The 19,018-nt window shown below is 57.6% G+C and carries 14 protein-coding genes, 1 other RNA gene and 1 pseudogene; 8 read left to right on the forward strand and 8 right to left on the reverse strand.

Annotation, left to right across the window (positions count from 1 at the left end):
- Positions 1–122 precede the first annotated feature (122 nt).
- The 7 genes from JUI81_RS25060 (at position 123) to JUI81_RS25090 (ending at position 8,305) form a co-directional block, all read left to right on the forward strand.
- Positions 123–947 carry a (Fe-S)-binding protein gene (locus JUI81_RS25060; RefSeq protein ID WP_018929467.1) on the forward strand — a complete coding sequence of 275 codons (825 nt, stop codon included), beginning with the start codon at positions 123–125 and terminating at the stop codon, positions 945–947.
- A complete protein-coding gene (locus JUI81_RS25065; RefSeq protein ID WP_204125253.1) occupies positions 944–2,398 on the forward strand; it encodes a LutB/LldF family L-lactate oxidation iron-sulfur protein in 1,455 nt (484 codons plus the stop codon). The genes JUI81_RS25060 and JUI81_RS25065 overlap by 4 nt, the downstream gene beginning before the upstream one ends.
- Positions 2,398–3,069, forward strand: a complete 672-nt coding sequence (locus JUI81_RS25070; protein ID WP_018929465.1) for a lactate utilization protein — start codon at positions 2,398–2,400, stop codon at positions 3,067–3,069. The genes JUI81_RS25065 and JUI81_RS25070 overlap by 1 nt, the downstream gene beginning before the upstream one ends.
- Positions 3,066–5,876 carry an FAD-binding and (Fe-S)-binding domain-containing protein gene (locus JUI81_RS25075; RefSeq protein ID WP_204125254.1) on the forward strand — a complete coding sequence of 937 codons (2,811 nt, stop codon included), beginning with the start codon at positions 3,066–3,068 and terminating at the stop codon, positions 5,874–5,876. Before JUI81_RS25070 ends, JUI81_RS25075 begins: the two co-directional genes overlap by 4 nt.
- 218 nt (positions 5,877–6,094) lie before the next feature.
- Entirely contained in the window at positions 6,095–6,370 is a 276-nt protein-coding gene (locus JUI81_RS25080) for a hypothetical protein (protein WP_019582464.1), read from the forward strand.
- 97 nt (positions 6,371–6,467) lie between these two features.
- Positions 6,468–6,861: a transfer-messenger RNA gene (gene ssrA / locus JUI81_RS25085) on the forward strand.
- A gap of 187 nt (positions 6,862–7,048) precedes the next feature.
- Complete coding sequence (locus JUI81_RS25090) at positions 7,049–8,305, forward strand: integrase domain-containing protein (protein ID WP_204125255.1); 1,257 nt, start codon at positions 7,049–7,051, stop codon at positions 8,303–8,305.
- Positions 8,306–8,466: 161 nt separating this feature from the next.
- Here JUI81_RS25090 and JUI81_RS31885 read toward each other — a convergent pair whose 3' ends face one another.
- From JUI81_RS31885 to JUI81_RS25110, 5 genes are all read right to left on the reverse strand, one after another.
- Positions 8,467–8,736: a hypothetical protein gene (locus JUI81_RS31885; RefSeq protein ID WP_008029818.1), complete on the reverse strand. Its 270-nt coding sequence runs from the start codon at positions 8,734–8,736 to the stop codon at positions 8,467–8,469.
- Positions 8,733–9,713 carry an integrase domain-containing protein gene (locus tag JUI81_RS25095; RefSeq protein WP_204125256.1) on the reverse strand — a complete coding sequence of 327 codons (981 nt, stop codon included), beginning with the start codon at positions 9,711–9,713 and terminating at the stop codon, positions 8,733–8,735. The genes JUI81_RS31885 and JUI81_RS25095 overlap by 4 nt, the downstream gene beginning before the upstream one ends.
- Entirely contained in the window at positions 9,697–10,050 is a 354-nt protein-coding gene (locus tag JUI81_RS25100; protein WP_063323001.1) for a hypothetical protein, read from the reverse strand. The genes JUI81_RS25095 and JUI81_RS25100 overlap by 17 nt, the downstream gene beginning before the upstream one ends.
- Positions 10,037–11,443, reverse strand: coding sequence for a YfjI family protein (locus tag JUI81_RS25105; RefSeq protein ID WP_204125257.1), 1,407 nt, complete (start codon positions 11,441–11,443; stop codon positions 10,037–10,039). The genes JUI81_RS25100 and JUI81_RS25105 overlap by 14 nt, the downstream gene beginning before the upstream one ends.
- Before the next feature lie 1,052 nt (positions 11,444–12,495).
- The gene (locus JUI81_RS25110; RefSeq protein ID WP_204125258.1) at positions 12,496–13,032 is read right to left on the reverse strand and encodes a LasR-specific antiactivator QslA; all 537 of its coding nucleotides are present in this window, start codon (positions 13,030–13,032) and stop codon (positions 12,496–12,498) included.
- A gap of 640 nt (positions 13,033–13,672) precedes the next feature.
- Between JUI81_RS25110 and JUI81_RS25115 the strand changes: the two are divergent.
- Positions 13,673–14,080, forward strand: a pseudogene (locus tag JUI81_RS25115) (tyrosine-type recombinase/integrase); the annotation flags it as partial.
- 362 nt (positions 14,081–14,442) lie between these two features.
- Here JUI81_RS25115 and JUI81_RS25120 read toward each other — a convergent pair.
- The 3 genes from JUI81_RS25120 to JUI81_RS25130 are packed head-to-tail and all read right to left on the reverse strand — an operon-like array spanning position 14,443 to position 18,853.
- Positions 14,443–15,522, reverse strand: coding sequence for a patatin-like phospholipase family protein (locus JUI81_RS25120; RefSeq protein ID WP_204125259.1), 1,080 nt, complete (start codon positions 15,520–15,522; stop codon positions 14,443–14,445).
- Positions 15,519–16,427 carry a diguanylate cyclase regulator RdcB family protein gene (locus tag JUI81_RS25125; protein ID WP_204125260.1) on the reverse strand — a complete coding sequence of 303 codons (909 nt, stop codon included), beginning with the start codon at positions 16,425–16,427 and terminating at the stop codon, positions 15,519–15,521. Before JUI81_RS25125 ends, JUI81_RS25120 begins: the two co-directional genes overlap by 4 nt.
- The gene (locus JUI81_RS25130) at positions 16,424–18,853 is read right to left on the reverse strand and encodes a dynamin family protein (protein ID WP_204125261.1); all 2,430 of its coding nucleotides are present in this window, start codon (positions 18,851–18,853) and stop codon (positions 16,424–16,426) included. Before JUI81_RS25130 ends, JUI81_RS25125 begins: the two co-directional genes overlap by 4 nt.
- Positions 18,854–19,018 lie beyond the last annotated feature (165 nt).

Consider the following 19,018-nt stretch of genomic DNA (forward strand, 5'->3'; position numbering starts at 1 on the left):
GCTGGGTTACGCCCCCGGCGTCAGCTATTCACAACCGGGTCTGCAAGGCTGCTGAAAGCTTCTCTCTCTATATTCAGCAGCCTCAGCGGACGGATAACCGGGACCACCCGGAGACACGCCTGATGAGCGAGCTTTTTTACAACGCTGTGCCGAACGCGACCCGCGTCGCCCCGCCACTGCCTGAACCTCGGCAATACCCCAGCGAAAAACCGTCACGGGTGTACCTGTTCGGAACCTGCGTGGTGGATCTGTTCTACCCCGAAGCCGGGATGGATGCGATCCACCTGCTGGAACGCGAGGGTATTCGTGTCGAATACCCGCAAGGGCAAAGCTGCTGCGGGCAACCGGCCTACACCTCGGGTTACACCGAACAGGCCCGGACCGTGGCGCGCTCGCAACTGGCGTTGTTTGCCGGGGATTATCCGGTGGTGGTGCCGTCGGGTTCTTGCGCGGGCATGTTGCGCGAACACTATGCCGACCTGTTCAAGGACGAGCCGCAAACGCTGAAACAGGTTCAGGCCCTCGCGGCACGGACTTACGAACTTGCCGAGTTCCTGCTGTTTGTCTGCAAGGTGCAGCTCAAGGACAGCGGCGAACCGGTGAAAGTGGCGTTGCACACGTCGTGCTCGGCACGTCGTGAAATGAACACCCACTTGCATGGCCGTGAGTTGTTGGCGCAGCTGAGCAACGTGGAGCGCGTCGACCACAGCCACGAAAGTGAATGCTGTGGCTTTGGTGGGACTTTCAGCGTCCGTATGCCGGATATTTCCGGTGCGATGGTGGCTGACAAGACCCGTGCGTTGAAGGAATCCGGCGCGCACAAGGTACTCAGCGCCGACTGCGGCTGCTTGATGAACATCAACGGCTCGTTGGAGAAACAGCAGGAGGCGTTGCGCGGTCAGCATCTGGCCAGCTTCCTTTGGCAGCGAACCGGAGGTGCCCGATGAGCAGCTCCACGATTATTCCTACGGTCGCCGTAGAAGAAGATTTTCGCAGCCGGGCTCACAAGGCTTTGGCTGACACGCAATTGCGAAACAACTTTCGCAGCGCGATGGATTCACTGATGAACAAACGGGCAGCGTCCTTCAGCGATGCCCATGAAAGAGAACATTTGCGAGCGCTGGGTAATGCGGTCCGCGCCCGTGCATTATCCAAGCTGCCCGACCTGCTCGAGCAGCTTGAACAGAACCTGACCCGCAACGGTGTGACAGTGCACTGGGCGGAAACGGTGGACGAAGCCAATGGCATCGTCTTGTCGATCATCCGCGCTCACGAGGGGCGGCAAGTGATCAAGGGCAAATCGATGGTCAGCGAAGAGATGGAGATGAACCATGTCCTCGAAGCTCAAGGCATTGAATGCCTGGAGTCGGACATGGGTGAATACATCGTCCAGCTCGACCACGAGAAGCCTTCACACATCATTATGCCGGCGATCCACAAGAATGCCGGTCAGGTCGCGTCCTTGTTCCACGACAAACTTGGCGTGGAGTACACCAAGGACGTTGACCAACTCATTCAGATCGGTCGCAAAGTCTTGCGGCAGAAATTCTTCGAAGCCGACATCGGCGTCTCCGGTGTCAACTTCGCCGTGGCCGAAACCGGCACCTTGCTGCTGGTGGAAAACGAAGGCAACGGGCGGATGACCACCGCGGTGCCACCGGTGCACATCGCCGTCACCGGCATCGAAAAAGTCGTGGAAAACCTGCGCGACGTGGTCCCACTCCTGTCGCTGCTGACCCGCTCGGCCCTGGGCATCCCGATCACCACCTACGTCAACATGATCTCCGGCCCGCGCAAGGAACATGAACTCGACGGCCCACAGGAAGTGCACCTGGTGCTGCTGGACAACGGTCGCAGCCAGGCATTTGCCGACAGCGAATTACGCCAGACCCTGAACTGCATCCGCTGCGGCGCCTGCATGAATCATTGCCCGGTCTACACCCGAATCGGCGGTCATGCCTACGGCGAGGTTTACCCTGGGCCTATCGGAAAAATCATCACCCCGCACATGGTCGGTCTGGCGAAAGTCCCCGACCACCCGAGTGCCTCGTCGTTATGCGGCGCCTGCGGTGAAGTCTGTCCGGTAAAAATTCCGATCCCTGCATTGCTGCGTCGCCTGCGGGAAGAAAACGTCAAAGCGCCGGACAGCCCACATCAAGTGATGCGCGGTCAGGGCAGCAAGTATTCGCGCAAAGAACGATTTATCTGGAACGCCTGGGCCAGGCTCAACAGTTCGCCAACGCTTTATCGCCTGTTCGGCTTCTTCGCCACTCGCCTGCGAGCGCTGACACCGAACAACGTCGGCCCATGGACCCAGAACCACAGCGCACCGAAACCCGCGGCCCGCTCACTGCATGACATGGCCCGCGAGCATCTGGCCAAACAGGGGGACCGTTGATGAGCGCCAAGCAAAATATCCTCGCCAAATTGCGCAACAGTCTGACGGGCACCACGCCGGTGGCTGACAACTTCGATGTCGAACTGGTGACCGAGCCTTACACCTACACGCCGGAACAACGCATTTCGCAACTGCGCAAACTGATGGAAGCGGTGCACACCGAAATCCATCTGACGTCCAGAGAAGGCTGGCCCGAATTGCTCGCGCAACTGCTGCGGGATCGCCAGTTGCCGAGCCTGCTGATTGCGCCGACGACGCCCCACGGGCAACGCATCACCGAGCATTGGGCGAAAAATCCTGGCCTGCCAGCGCTCAAAGCCTACAACCGCCCGGTCGAGGAATGGAAAGCCGAGTTGTTCAACGACACCCCGGCCAGCCTGACCACCACCCTCGGTGCGATCGCCGCGACCGGTAGCCTGATTCTCTGGCCGACGCGGGAAGAACCGCGCTTGATGAGCCTGGTGCCGCCGGTGCATTTCGCCCTGCTCAAGGCCAGTGAAATCCGCGACAACTTCTATCAGGTGCAGCAGGAATTCGAATGGGCCCAAGGCATGCCGACCAACGCCTTGCTGGTGTCCGGCCCGTCGAAGACTGCCGACATCGAGCAAGTGCTGGCTTACGGTGCCCACGGCCCGAAAGACCTGGTGGTGTTGATCCTGGAGGACCAATGAGTCTACCGGCGGCTTTTCTGCGCGATGCGCAGCAACTGATTCCTGAAGTACGACGTTTCGACGATCCGCTGTCGACCCTGGCCTTCGGCACCGACGCCAGTTTCTATCGGCTGATTCCAAAACTGGTGATCCGCGTCGAGTCCGAAGACGAAGTAGTGGCGCTGCTCAAACTGGCGCAACGGGACCACGTCCCGGTGACCTTCCGTGCCGCCGGCACCAGCCTGTCTGGCCAGGCCATCAGTGACTCGGTGCTGATCGTGCTGGGGGATAACTGGAACGGTCGCGAGATCCGTGGCCAGGGCACGCAAATCCGCCTGCAAGCGGGCGTAATCGGCGCGCAGGCCAATGCGTGGCTGGCACCGTTCGGACGCAAGATCGGCCCGGATCCGGCGTCGATCAATGCATGCAAAATCGGCGGCATCGTCGCCAACAATGCCAGCGGCATGTGCTGCGGCACAGCGCAAAATACCTATCACACCCTGGCCGGCATTCGTCTGGTGCTGGCCGATGGCAGCCGACTCGATACCGAAGACCCCAGCAGTGTTGCGGCGTTCCGAAAGAGTCACGCCGAATTGCTGGCGCGCCTGGCGACGCTGGGCCGCGAGACCCGCGCCAATGCCGAACTGGCTGCGAAAATTCGCCACAAATACCGTCTGAAAAATACCACCGGGCTGTCACTCAATGCCCTGGTGGACTTCGACGAGCCTGTGGATATCTTGAGCCACTTGCTGGTGGGTTCCGAAGGTACACTGGGGTTCATCAGCGCGGTGACCTACGACACGGTGATCGACCACCCGAACAAGGCGTCGGCGCTGATTGTGTTCCCGGACGTGGAAACCTGCTGCAACGCCGTCACCGTCCTGAAAAGCCAACCGGTGTCGGCCGTGGAACTGCTGGACCGTCGCAGCCTGCGCTCAGTGCAGGACAAACCCGGCATGCCGGCTTTCGTACAACAACTGTCGTCTAATGCCTGCGCTCTGCTGATCGAATCCCGCGCCGCCTCTTCCACGTTGCTGCAGGAACAACTGGCGCAGATCATGGCGTCGTTGACCGGCTTTCCGGTAGAGAAACAAGTCGACTTCACCGAAGACCCTGTGGAAAACGCCCGGCTCTGGGCGATCCGCAAGGACACCTTCCCCGCCGTCGGCGCGGTGCGCAAAACCGGCACCACGGTGATCATCGAAGACGTGACCTTCCCGGTCGAACAACTGGCCATCGGCGTGAACCGCTTGATCGAGCTGTTCGACACACATCACTACGACGAAGCGATCCTTTTCGGACACGCTCTGGAAGGCAATCTGCACTTCGTCTTCACCCAAGGCTTCAACAGCGCGGAAGAAATCGCACGTTACCAGGCGTTCATGGACGACGTAGCGCAGTTGGTGGCCGTGGAATTCGGTGGTTCGCTGAAAGCCGAACACGGCACGGGGCGCAACATGGCGCCCTTCGTCGAACTGGAATGGGGCAGCGATGCCTACCAGTTGATGTGGCAGCTTAAAAACCTGCTCGACCCCAACGGCATTCTCAACCCGGACGTGGTGCTCAGCGACGATCCGCAGATCCACCTCAAACACCTGAAGCCGCTGCCCGCCGCCGATGAGATTGTGGATAAGTGCATCGAATGCGGTTTCTGCGAACCAGTGTGCCCGTCGAAAGGCCTGACGCTGAGCCCACGCCAGCGCATCGTGATCTGGCGTGACATCCAGGCGAAGAAACGCGCCGGCATGGACACCGCCGAACTGGAACAGGCCTACGAATATCAGGGCATCGATACCTGCGCCGCCACGGGCCTGTGTGCACAACGTTGCCCTGTAGGCATCAACACCGGCGAGCTGGTGAAAAAGCTCCGTAGCCGTAACGCGAGCCATACGAAAACCGCCAACTGGATTGAAGGCAATTTCGCCACTGCGTTACAAGGCGCGCGCTTCACCCTGCACGTCGCCAACGGAGCACGAATGCTGCTGGGGGCACCACGTTTGGCGAAGCTTTCGGCAACATTGACCCGCTTGTCCAAAGGCCAGGTTCCGCAATGGACCAACGCCATGCCACAACCGGAAAAGGCCATTCGCTTCAGCCCGAGCGTGTCGGACAAACGCCCTCGGGTGGTGTACCTCGCGGCCTGCGTGTCGCGGGTCATGGGCCCGGCAGCGGGTGATAAAGAGCAAATGTCGCTGTACGACAAAACCCGTGGCCTGCTGGAAAAGGCTGGTTACCAGGTCGTCTTTCCAGACAATCAGGACAACCTCTGCTGCGGTCAGCCATTCGCCTCCAAGGGCTACGCCGAACAGGCCGAACACAAACGTCAGGAACTGATCGGCGCGCTGCTGCACGCCAGCCGCGGCGGGCTCGACCCGATCTACTGCGACACCAGCCCCTGCACGCTGCGGCTGGTTCAGGACCTGGGCGACGTACGACTGGACCTGTACGACCCGGTGCGTTTCATCCGCACTCACTTGATGGATCGACTGGACTTCACCCCGCAGGAAGCGCCGATCGCGGTGCACGTCACGTGCAGCACGCAGCATCTAGGCGAGAGCCAGGCGTTGATCGATCTGGCGCGCAAATGCAGTAAAAACGTGGTCATTCCGGAAGGCATTCACTGCTGTGGTTTTGCTGGCGACAAAGGCTTCACCACGCCGGAATTGAACGCCCATTCGTTACGCACGCTGAAGGACGCGGTACAACAATGCAGCGAAGGGATCTCCACCAGCCGCACCTGTGAGATTGGTCTGACACGACACGGTGGAATTGACTACCACGGGCTGGTTTATCTGGTGGATCGAGTGACCCGGGCTAGAGCGGTCTGACACCGAAGCACAAAAAGAAGGGGCATTAACGCCTAATGCACAAACCCGCTCCCACAGGGATTGTGCGTTAGGCGTCATTGCCCCTGTTTCGCACCCTCCTCCCGGAAAATCTTTCACTCCCTCGCAAGCGAAAACAGAACCCTTGCACGCCGTCACAGTCCATTTGTTAAGCCCCAATCAGCGTGGCCCAATCCCCACCCCCGTTCCAGGAGATACCCATGAAGCGTTCCGCCCTGGCTGGACTGCTCATCGCTGCAACAATGCTGGCCTCCTCCGCATACGCCTCAAACGATAGCGATCAATGCGTAATGAAGCTCCAGGAGGTCAACAGTAAGCTGTCCAGCGCAGCCACGCTGGACGCCGCCACCAAAGGTGTCGTCGTCACCAAAGCCGAACAAGCCAAGGCCGCCCACGCCTCCAACAACGACAGAGAGTGTGTTTCCCTGGCGCAGCAAGCGCTTCAGGACATTCAAAGCCACATGAATAGCCATTAGGGCCAGGCCAGATAACATGCAGGTAAGGACAGAAGGTCGACTCGCCGCGCGTATTGGCGTACACTTCGCTTACCTGCTGGTTACACACAGCAGGTTCGGGGCCGCTTTGGATTCGACGCCGGTTGCGAAACTTTAGGTGCATGCCGACTTGGTAACAGAAGTCGTAAATCCACTGTTGCAACTTCCTATAGTTGCCAATGACGAAACCTACGGGGAATACGCTCTCGCTGCGTAAGCAGCCTTAGCCCTTCCCTCCTGGTACCTTCGGGTCCAGCAATCATCAGGGGATGTCTGTAAACCCAAAGTGATTGTCATATAGAACAGAATCGCCGTGCAGTACGTTGTGGACGAAGCGGCTAAAACTTACACAACTCGCCCAAAGCACCCTGCCCGTCGGGTCGCTGAGGGTTAACTTAATAGACACGGCTACGCATGTAGTACCGACAGCGGAGTACTGGCGGACGGGGGTTCAATTCCCCCCGGCTCCACCACTTCATCATCTAAAGACGTCCACGGACGTCTTTTTTTGTGCCTGAAATTCAGTAAATACGGGGGTTTCAGGGCTACGGGGGGCTTTCTAGTTTTTTTGAGTTCCAGGCCGTTTGGTATTCCCAATGGTATTCCCGGCTACCCGGCGCTAATCTTGGGAATACCAAAAGGTGTCATGGAGTACTTCTCATGTGCGCTCAAACCACCCGCCTCTCCGACCGCCAGCTCAAGGCGGTCAAACCGAAAGACAAGGATTACGTCCTCACGGATGGCGACGGGCTCCAGCTGCGAGTCAGGGTCAATCGCTCGATGCAGTGGAATTTCAACTACCGTCATCCCGTCACCAAGAATCGAATCAACATGGCATTCGGCTCTTATCCCGAGGTTTCTCTTGCGCAAGCGAGGAAGAAAACCGTTGAGGCCAGACAGCTGCTTGCACAGGGCATCGACCCAAAAGCTCAGCGCAATGAGCTGCAGGAAGCCAAACGAGCGGAAACGGAACACACCTTCGAGAACGTGGCCACTGCCTGGTTCGAGCTGAAGAAGGATTCCGTCACGCCAGCGTATGCCGAAGATATTTGGCGCTCCCTCAAACTGCATGTTTTTCCGAGCATGAAATCAACGCCTCTCTCGGAAGTCAGCGCCCCGATGGTCATCAAGCTCCTTCGTCCGATTGAGGCCAAAGGCAGCCTCGAGACAGTTAAGCGAGTGAGCCAGCGCCTTAACGAGATCATGACCTACGGGGTCAATTCCGGAATGATCCTTGCCAACCCTCTCAGCGGAATTCGAGCGGTGTTCAAGAAACCTAAGAAAGAGAACATGGCAGCGCTACCACCTGATGAGCTTCCGGAGCTCATGATGGAAATCGCGAATGCCAGCATCAAGCGGACGACCCGCTGCCTGATCGAATGGCAACTTCATACCATGACCCGCCCTGCCGAGGCGGCCACCACTCGATGGGCAGACATCGACTTCGACAAACTCATCTGGACCATCCCTCCGGAGCGAATGAAAAAGCGTCGTCCGCACACAATCCCGCTGACCGAACATGCACTCTCGTTATTGGAGACGCTTAAGCCCCATAGTGGCCACAGGGAATATGTGTTCCCGTCAGATAGAAACCCGCGCACCCACGCGAATAGCCAAACCGCCAACATGGCGTTGAAGCGCATGGGCTTTCAGGACCGTCTAGTCAGCCACGGCTTGCGCTCGATGGCGAGCACCATCCTGAATGAGCATGGCTGGGATCCGGAGCTGATCGAGGTCGCGCTGGCGCATGTCGACAAGGACGAAGTTCGTAGCGCCTACAACCGGACGGATTACATCGAACGCCGGCGTCCGATGATGGCCTGGTGGAGTGAACATATCCAGAAGGCGGCCACCGGCAGCCTGTCGGCATCTGCCATCAATCAAACCAGGGACCGTAACGTGGTGCCGATACGCTAAGCATCACCGGCGACAATCCATGCCATCCGTGTCGTGGAGCATGGCGACAGAAATGACGACTATCGCTAAATCTCTCGCATGCCTGCGCTTCTTCGGCCAAGCCCCTGTGTATGGGAAGGCTCCGCATTCCCATACTCAGGGGCTCACGCTTAAAAGGTCTATCAGGCAACCACGAGTTGCGCCTTTCTGCGGCGGATCAACCCTGCTGTCAATTCGTAGTAGTAGACGGTCGCTGGTGCTGAGCATCGCAGGTAGTGCTCCAGAAACCATCTCACGTGTTTGTCCCTCCAAGACCAAGGAGTTGCGCAACTCCAGCGCTCACGAATTACCTCGTGCATCCTTTCTGCCTGTCTGATGTGCCTTTGCCGCGTGGCATGCGCACCTTTGAGCACAGGGCTCAGAAACAACGCCATGTCGAATTCAAACTTCATCGCCGACCTCCGATGTAGGCACTCACCACATCGATGCGGTTATGTCCCAACTCATGGCTGATCTGCTGTCGTGCACGCTGATCAAGCTCCCGATCTTCTCGATGAACACGACCGCCATTGACGGGGGCAGGGAAGCCGGTCATTTGCTCATAGCGCTCACAGGCGTAAGCCGCCCGTAGGTCATGAAAACCTTTCAACCCATGCTCATGCAGGATATCCCGTGCCGGCCGCACAACTGTCTGTACGAAGTCTTTGTAACTTTCGTCGGGCTCCAACAAATTCCGACTCCCACTGGGCGACGCATCGCTGGCTCTATCCAGGGCCTCTCGGGCGTGAACCGTGACCGTAATCCAGCGCGGCGCCGATGCACCTGATCGACCACCTTTGGTGCCATCTTGGATATTGATCTTTCCCAGTCGCTGAGCCTCTCGTTGCAGGCGCGGCAGGTCGGCCAAGATCGCTTCACGCAGGCGCATACCGGTCTCCCGAGCAAGGAGCACAATGGCACTCACCCTCTCCTGCTGACGATCTAACAGCGCTTGCGCAATCAGTCTGACCTGCACACGGTCTTGGCCTTGCGGTGCCTCACTACGAACGCTTGAGCGCTGCAAGCCCAGCGCCTTGCTCGGACTGGGGATTTTGACGTACTGATCACCGCGCAGCGCGGCCAGCGTTCGGTTAACACTGGACAGGCGGTTCTGCGCGGTGGCGATGCCGACGTTGCCCTGCTCAACTTGCTCGCGCATATGGAAGGCGTACCGCATGAGGATCTCACGGTCGATCTGTCGCGCGTCGTTGAGTCCCGGTCCCTCCTCGGATCGACACCATTGCACGAATGCCTGCCAGCGATCGCTATGGGCTTTGACGGTACCAAAATGGCCATCGCCAAACAGAGCTTTCAGGGCTTGCGGTCCGGCATAGCTGAGCTGGCGACCGAAGCCGAAATTACGCCCAGATCGCTTACCGACCCGAGCCATTTCTCTGCTCCTGATCGACTGTAACTAGATCATGCAAAAGGGCTCGCCAGTTCGCACTTACGATGGCGAACTGGGCCCAATCAGTCGGGCGAAAACACAGCGTGTTGTCGGCGACGTAGAGATGCGCCTCCTCCTCTTTCAACCATTGAATGATGGCTGTCGTCGAGGTGATAGTTTTATGGGTGGTGGCGACATCGGCGACACCGGCGACAACCCGTGGCTTGCCTGGCTTTGAGCGTGGCGACAAAGTGGCGACAGTAGCGGCGACAAACCGAGTTTTTGGCTCCTTTTTGCGCAGAGCCAGATGGTTACGTAGCGCTTCATCAAGATTGAACATGGCGCACCTCGAAAGTGTGGCCGTCGGTGATCAGCCAGTGATGATCAATCAACTCGACCAGCAGCTTGGCGGCGTGACGACTGCTCTTACGGGCAAAGCGGGGACCGTTGCGGTTCAGCTCCCGAATACTGAAGCGCTTCCAATCCTTGACCTGCAGCCAGCGCAGTAGCCGGTCCGCCTCCTCCTTTACCCGGCACACCGGCTCATGTTCGGTCAGGCGCTGGATCTCCGTGAGGTAGTAACCGATTAAGGCGGAGGCCCGTTGGATATGGTCGACCTCTACCACGCCGCTGTCCTCTACGACTGCCAGGATACCGGCGACGCGCAGCAGATTATCGGCGGCCTTCGATCCGCTAGGCCGTACGCTGGCCAGCTCACCAAATTCACCCAACTGGGCTTCGATAGCATCATGTAAATCAATCCAGCGACGGCGGGCCAACGGACTGAGGCTAAGCGGTGATAGCTGCAAGGCACCATCAGCGGAAAGCGACCAGGGCTGATAAAACAGGGCCGAAAGGCGGCGGTGATATCGCTTCAGGGCGGCGTCTTTGGACAAGTCGACAGCCTGATAACTCCGTTGTCCGGCCAGGCTGGTGGGCCAGGTCATCAAGCAACGACCGAGGATGCCTTGCCCCTGCAGCAACGGGTCACTGAGTAACTGCATGGCCAAGTACGGCTGCAGCATGAGGTGCAGGCTCAAGCGTCGGTCATAAGCCCGAAGGCTTTCGCCTACCATGGAACGTGCGCGATCAATCGGGCTACCGTCCCAGAGTGACGACAAGGTCGTGACCGCTTTCAAACGGTTATCCCGACTCATGGTGCTGCTGCCGAGGAACTGTCCGCCTTCGTCACAGAACAGGCCCATGCTAGGCAAGTCATGACAGAGTCCTTTGATCAGGGCCTCGATAGTCGGGTCTGTGGTGATCAGCCGGGGTGCCGAGGGCTCCGCTTCGAGCGGCAGGCCGTTTGCGGAGTCGGGATCGGCTGGGTTGATATGCTGCGCCTGTCGCTGTGCGGCGCGATACCGGGCGAGCTGTTCGCGGTAGCGCTGCCACTGTTCACGCTCCCATTGCCGTGCGGGCAGCAATGCAAATCGGTCTGCCGCCGTCTTGCGATCACCTGACGCGGCGACTGTAATTAGGTACAGCGACAGTGGATAGCTTCGACCGTCGAGGAGTAAGCCCGCATGACCTTGGGTGGCCAGCGCCGAGGCAGCCAAGACCGATTGTGCTGCCAGTGCTTGAGGCACGCCGATGACCTCGGCCATGCGCTCAACCGCGGGCCCAAGAATTCCACCAAGTGCCTGCACCGGATAAGGTTCAGCCACGGGATTCGACTCGATTAACGATCGAGGGGATCGTGGGAGTTCAAGCTTCGGATCTAACTGCTGCATGGCCCTTTCCTCAGTGATTGCTGGCTGTCCTCACGTACGCCCGCCACGGCTGTTGAGTGTTATCAGGGATCAAGGCCCCTGCGGCCTGTGAGGTGTTCACTGACGCGGAACGTACGGCTCCTTACGACCGGGAGCGAGGGCATGAACCCATGAATCTGGCCTTCTTAGCGCATCCGAAAATGCGGGCGGGCGGAGGCTGTACCGACTGACGAGTTCGGCACCTGGAGATCCTGAGTGGGAGAAGGCAACAACATCGACGCCTGGGGCATGCCTGACTGTCAGTCAGGTGCAGCCTTTCCATGGGCTGCGGCACCGGTGCCTGTGTCGTTGCGGATGGCGACGAATCGGATTTGTCAGGCCGATTGTCACGAGGAGAGTTGCGGCAATGCCTTGTACGACGTGGCTTGCAGCAGTGGTACGAGCGCCCGTCTCTTTCCAGGAGAAAGAGACGGGCGCGGATTGGCGCAGCTAAGTGTGCCGAGAGATGAAGTTGCTGCAGCGCAGCGAGGAAGGTCCATCGTCCGCCGCAGTGGGCAGATAAGTCGAGTAGGCATCCATCACTTTTGCGGAGTGACCGTGCGAGCCGCCGGACGCTAATCGCACTTCGGGAGAACCACCACGCAAGTGGCGTAGCCTTAAAGGTTTTGGCTACCTGGGCTGGTGCTGTCAACGACAGCGGTCCGTGCGCCAATTTTTATACGCACTAGAAAAGACGGTCAAGCGTCACGACCAAAGCGTGCAAAAAGTGGCGACTGTCGCCGCTTTTGTCGCCACGCTCCAGGCCAAGTCAGGCGTGGGTTGTCGCCGATGTCGCCGGTGTCGCCACTTCTCTAGCCATGACCACGGCAAGATCCGTTCTTACACTGGAGCGGCACTCGAAAAGTAATTTCTGATGGGTAAACGAGGGCGCGACGCTAATTGAAATTCAAAATGAGATGGTGGAACGAAGTGGCTTCGAAAAAAGCGAGTGAACCCTCCGACCGGCGCGATCAAAGATCGCTGGGTCGGAGGGTTTGGCGGAAAAAGCAAAATCTCAAACGTCAAATACAGCCTCAAGCATCAAAGCTGGTTGATTGGGAAGTGGCGGCTTCACGCCCCATGACCAGCGCCTGCTGCAACCGCAGCAGAAAACCGGCCTCGAACGCTTCTTGGGGATCACCCGGGCGATGACGTTTTCGATTCTGCGCCAGAGCCCACCATAACGGTAGTGATGAGCCATCAAGCCAGGTCTCAGCACAACGAACGCCGTCCTCTATCATTGGGCCGAATTCATTGCCCCAGGGCGTTCGAATACCCGGACAGCCGTCAGCGGACGGGACGGAAAAGTACTCACCAATCTGTTGATGAATTCGTTGAGCAGGCATACCCGTCAGATATCGGAACGCCTTGTCGAACAACACTGCAGCGTCATCCAGCAGCTCTACAGCCAGTTCAACGTCCTGCGGAAAATGAAGCAGAATACTCTGTGCTCCATTAAGCCGAAGAGTGGCAGCCTGCCGTAGTTTAATCGCGGCATCTTCAGGGGTAAGCGATGCAGTATCGATGGTGCTTGGTTTGGGGAGGCTAATTAGAAGCGAGAGATCAAACATCGCGGAATCCTCCGAGATAGTTTGCAATACGAAACAAACGGCTAGGGCGGCGCACGAGCTTAAAAGGGGGACAGGACATTTTCCTTATCTCCTCGGACAGTTAAGGAACCGTCCACCCAGCCGTTCTGACACGAAATGGGTGGCGGACCGTACGGGGGTCAGAAACCGGCGTCCGAGGGAACCGGCCAGGCCGAAGCCTGCCCCGCACGGACCGCCATAGAAAAGCAGCAGCTAAGCCTCTGTAAGCACTTAATTGCTGGCTATGGCGCCATGCGCCTCGAACAATTCAGGTTCTGACACCCGGTCACGGGATTGACCGCGACGGAGCAAAGCGTAAATGTGAAGCCGCAACAACACAAGCTTGCAGCATCAATATGCTCTCATCCGAATGAAAGCTGCCGGCCAGGCGCTGACGCTCGCCAGTATCCGGTGGCTCTATTGCTTGGGGTCTGACCCAGCGACTATTACTACAAATTTCGGCCACACTGATGGAATCGGTAACGCTATAGATGAGACCATTCTGAGAAATACTATGCATACAGAGTTGACGGAAGAAGAGATACGCCGTGCGCTATTCGGTGGGTCTGAATCCTCTGTCCCGGCAATTGACTTACACGCGCAAGACACCGTTCCGGATGCCCTGACGGAGCAAGCTCTCGCTCTACTGGATACGATCAAACCTTACAGCGGCCACCGCGAATTCGTCTTTCCAGCCGACAGAGATCCACGCACTCACTGCAATAGCCAAACAGCAAGTATGGCTCTGAAGCGAATGGGCTTTGAAGGGCGCTTGGTAAGCCACGGCATGCGATCCATGGCTAGCACCATTTTGAATGAGCAGGGTTGGGACCCCGAGCTTATCGAGGTTGCACTTGCACACGTCGACAAGGATGAGGTGCGTAGCGCTTACAACCGTGCGGATTACGTAGAGCGGAGGCGCCCAATGATGATCTGGTGGAGCGAACACATTCAGCAAGCAGCTACAGGCAGCCTGTCCGTTTCAGCGCTTCACACAACTCGAAGCTTGAACATTGTATCAATGCGCTGACCGAGCAATGTCTAGTCAGGTGCACGCACATCCAGATCATCGAGCCTGCTTATGATGCTGGCCACAATGAACTATTACTCATTTTCTTCCGAGTCCAAGCACGCGTTTGCATCGACAGGTAGGTAACTTGGCCAGCCGCTTACGCATCGCAAGCTCGTATCGGTGTTAGGTCAGAGCTCCAACGATACGAGCCTTCTATTTTAAATCCATTGGCTAGCGTAATACGGAAACAGACCCTAGCAGATTTACAGCGCATCGACGGGAGTACCCGATTTAGAGAAATGGCCGACAAGCACTGAACCGCGTCCCTCAAAGCTGAGTGCAGGTCGTGCGATCATGTAATCACACGGCCTGCCAACCAGCTACTTCAAGCGTGCCATTGCATCCTCCAACGTTTTGTCTGCACGCATAGACTCCCCCTCAACGGCAACCAAAGCATCCTCTGACGCACGCAACTCATTGCGAGATTGCTGCGCCATCATCACTCGCCCCACGCAGTGCAGAGTGTCGCGATAGCCTTGCTCAATCCAAGACGGAATTTTTTCGGGATCAAAACCGAGTAGATCCCGAGCCCCAGCCAGCGGCCCGGTCGCCCGCGCTAGGCTTTGCTGGGGACGGATCTCGAGCACGGTGGCATCAGGAAATCGCTGCCGACTCCACAGCGACCCATCGCTCAAGTGCGTGACGATCACCAGGTTGCAGCCTGCCTCCAACAACGGGGTGATCGGAGTATTGCCCTGCATGGTCTGCCAGCCACCCTGCCCTCCGTCCGAGTAACGTTGACCACCGAGGCTGCGGGATCTGAATAGCAATGGGATAGCCGCTGAGGCCAACAGTATCTGCTTGCGCTTCGCATCGTCGCAGATGGACTGAACATGTATGAATTCAGAATCAGGGGTGTCGGTGAAACCGAGTTCGGCGCCCAACGCTAGTACCAGATCCTGCAGACCGCCCCCACTTCGATAAAGCGAGACGTACAACGGTACTCCGCGGCTGAGATCATCGCTGACTAGAAACTCATCCATGTATCGCTGCAACGGCTGGTCATCAAGCACGCCCTCGCCCATTGCGTCTAGCCATTCGGGCAGCTCGATATCCAGCTTGTCCGCGAGCGCCCTTGCTGCGTGCACAGCTCCCAATGCCGCCGTCGCTCCATTTAAGCGCAGACCAGCGGCCACCAACAAAGACAGATAGCCTGGCACCTTCATGCTCAGCGGCGACTCCTTGCTCAGACGCCCCCATAGCAACTCCAGGCGCTCGATAGCGACATCGAGCGAAGGGGCCGAGGCCAAGATTCCACCGTTGAGCGCGCCAATGCTAGCACCCGATACTGCATCAATGCGTGTGCCCAGCTCACGCAGCGCCTTGAGCACGCCGACGTGGTACGCGCCCTTCGCGCCGCCCCCAGATAGGACTAGGCCGACCTTCATAGTCGTGTTCATACCGCGGACTCCTGAAAAAGTTCGCTGATCAGGCCTTCGGCCATGCGGTGCGCAGAACCAAGGCGAGGCACTTGCAGCGGTAGTTCCTCGGGCATCTGCGAAACTGCATATGCGAACGGGGCTGTACCAGGATCAGTCCAGTCACCCAGGTAGCGCACTGCCTCTTCGCCGTCAAACCATGCGGCGCCCGCCACAGGTCTGGCCATCCAGCGTTCGTGGGTGCCTAAGCGTTCTCCATGGCCGACATTGGCATCCCGGCTCAGCTGAATGATGGCCCGGTTGGCCAAGTCGTCGAGCTGCGCCTGTCGCTCGTGACCGCTTAAGACCTGGCAGTAATCACCAAAGGCCCCCCAGCGCAGTTCCTCGATCACCGCGTAGCAACGGCCGGACAGGCTCAGGCCATTGAAGCGTCCTGCTCCCCACTTGCCGAAAACACGATCGAGATGCAGTTGGGCTTGTTGCAAGCTGTCGATGCGGGCGACCTGGCGGTCCAGCGCATCACAGCGCTCATCCAACCGCTGCGAGAGTAGGTTGAGGGTCTGTCGGGTCTGCACTGAGTAGTCCACCAGCAAGGCAACATCATGCTTTAGCCCGTTGATCCGGGTCTGCACCTGGACAATGGCCCGATTACTACGCGCCAACGATTCGCTCAGATCAACCAGCCAGTTCAGCGCACCTTCCACGCCATCAGTGAGACTGGCGTTAATTTCAGCCTGATGCCTGGCGCCCTGGCCGGTGAAACCGTCATACAGGCGTGAATAAAAACCGGTACGGGTAGCCAAGTGGCGCTGCCGCTCACGCGCCACATCTATGCCGTTGGCGAAGTCGACAACAAATTTTTCTGGCACGCAGGTCAGAAGTTGGCAGACCTCGGCTGATGCCGTAATGGCGTCCGTTTCATTCATGCGACCACCTCATGCGGAGCGGGGCACACGTCACGGTGAAGTGCTTCGGCATCATGGCGAAGACCGGGAACTTCACGCTTGAAACCAGCCAATGTATCGGCCAGGCTCTTTTGCTGCTCATGGGTGGTTTCTTTATCGCGGATGCTTTGGGCCAAATCACTGCGCAGAGACTCTACCGTGAGCTTCAACTCATCGAAGAACTGCTTGACGCTCTCTTGCAATGGCGCCTGGACAGTATCGACCACTGCCTTGCCCAAACCTTCAAAGATGCCATCAATTGAGTCGCTGATCGACTTGCGAACTTTGTTGATATCGACTTCGTAGTATCCTTCAGTGGTCGAGTAACTCTCCCACCCCCAGTCGTCAGTATTGAACAACCCGCACAAGCCGCCCCATAAGCTGCTGCTACGACGACGCTTGGTCACACTGCGTTGTTTGCTTTCGATGACACCGCGCAAAAACTCGCCACGTCCCTGCTTCAACGAAAGCGCTGGTGATGCAGGCATCTTGATCGCAATGGAGAAACCACACCCCTTCAGGCGCTGGTTCAGTTCACCGACGATGGTGCTGGCCTGGACCGAAATTCCATCTTCGAATTTTTCACGAAAAGCCTTGAGGATCGAATCTGTCTGGTCGGCAAGCGTTGACTCGTTGTTCGCAATAATTTGCTGGACACCCTTCTCAATACCGCTGATCACCTCTTCGGCGTCCTTCTGAGTATCGAGCTTGATGATCGGGTTTTTTGGGTCAAACTCTCGGCCAAATTTGCTTCCTGCTATTGAAGAGGCCGCGTGGCCGATGGCGATGTTTAACAGCGACCCAAATAGACCGCGTTTGACTTGGGGGGCGGCGGATTTTGCTACATTGACCTGCTTTTCCTCCGTCTCCTTGGCCTTCTGGAAACCCTGATCTACTTCTTCACGGATGCTTTTGCGAATTTCAGCAAAAGCATTGGAAATCTGCTTGTTGATCCCATCCAGCGCCTTTTTCGCATCGGATTGTGATCTGGTCTCCAGTGCGCCAATACTCTCGATATCACTGCGCAACGAGTCGATCTGTGCGGCCAACTCGCTTGCGTTCTTTCCCAGCGCCACCTTTCTGACATCGAGAAAATTGTTTAACTTGGTGGCGACGTCTACCAGCTTGGCTGCAGATGCAGAAATTGCCAGCATCGCGGCCTGGCTATGAGCTTTATGGATGACGTCAGTGAGGGGAGCTGCGAACTTGGAACTTTCCCACAACGCGCTTGCAGCCTGGCGAACCACCTCCTGGTTTCCAATCAACATCTTCCACATGGCGCCCAGCGCCGCCTTGCCAAAGTCCTCTACCCACGCCGTCGAGTCATCGACCGGATCCGGAAGGCAGCCATTGATCTCCAGCTCACGCAGGGCACGATTGGCAAGATCAGCGAACTTCGACGACACCGGAAAAACGTGAGAAACGTCTATCTGACCTTTCAGTAGCGAGTGAGCAACCAGTTTTCGTGTCTGCTCTTCATCGTCTCCATTACGGTCCTTCTCATCAAACTTGTTGACCAAAGCAAACATACGACCGTGAGCGACATCGGCGATGCGTTCGAGCTCCTGCCGAACTTGTTGGTCCGCATCGGACTTGAGCTGCGTGAAGTCCAGTATCGCCAGAATCGCCGAAGCATTCTGCAACTGCTCACGCAGCATCGGACGCAGGTGTTCCTGACCAGCTTCGTTCGGGCCGGGCGTATCAAGCAATGTCAGGCTACCGACGCTGTCAGGGAGGTTGGCAAGATGGGCGAACTCAACCTCGATGAGCGGGATGTCATCAATGCCAGCGTAGCGGTCAAAGGGGAACTTAACATCGAGCTCGAAACTGAGCCGAACCAGATCATTCAAGCTTTTGAGGAACCAAAAGATAGATTCCGGCCCCCTATACTCTTTTTTAAAGCGCTCTTTCGACTGCACGAAGCGCAACAGTTCGCTCATGTCCTTGTCGTGATCAGTCGCCGTGAGGACTTGATTTCCAGCAGGGGTGTTCTCCAAGGCCTGCTTTAATTGCACAATCAGATCGTTGATCGACTGGTTGTTGTCCAGACTCAGGACCGGCTCTTTTTTTCCGGGTGTGTGACGAATACGTGTCGGCAGCACTGTCATCGGGCGGTTGCGATTGGGCAGGACTTCCGTACCGACGATGGCGTTGATGGTCGTAGATTTTCCGGCCTTCATCGTACCCACCACTGCCAGAACCATCTCGAGGCGCTCCAGCTTGCTGGCCTCGCCCTGCAGCATCTTTAGATCCTTGTCGATGCTGGCGGAGGAAAAGGTCTGATGCTCATCGGCTTTTTCATCGACAACTACTCCTTTGGCAGTCTTCATTCTCTGTAGCAGTTCGATTTCTACCTGTAGCAGCCGGCAAGACTCTTCGCGCAGCAGTTGGATAGTATTCTCGTGCATTCCATCTCCTTGAAAGAGGCCATCCTGCCTCTGATCATTCGTTCGGTTAAGCCAGACGGTCTAATGGCGCCCAGGCTCTGTTGCGCAGTTCAAAAAACGGTCAGCGTAGTGGCATATAGCCAGAAAAACTACATCCTATTCAATCGTTATTGCATGACGGCTCCA

The organism is Pseudomonas sp. 008 (genome assembly GCF_016861935.1).
Taxonomy (GTDB): Bacteria; Pseudomonadota; Gammaproteobacteria; order Pseudomonadales; family Pseudomonadaceae; genus Aquipseudomonas.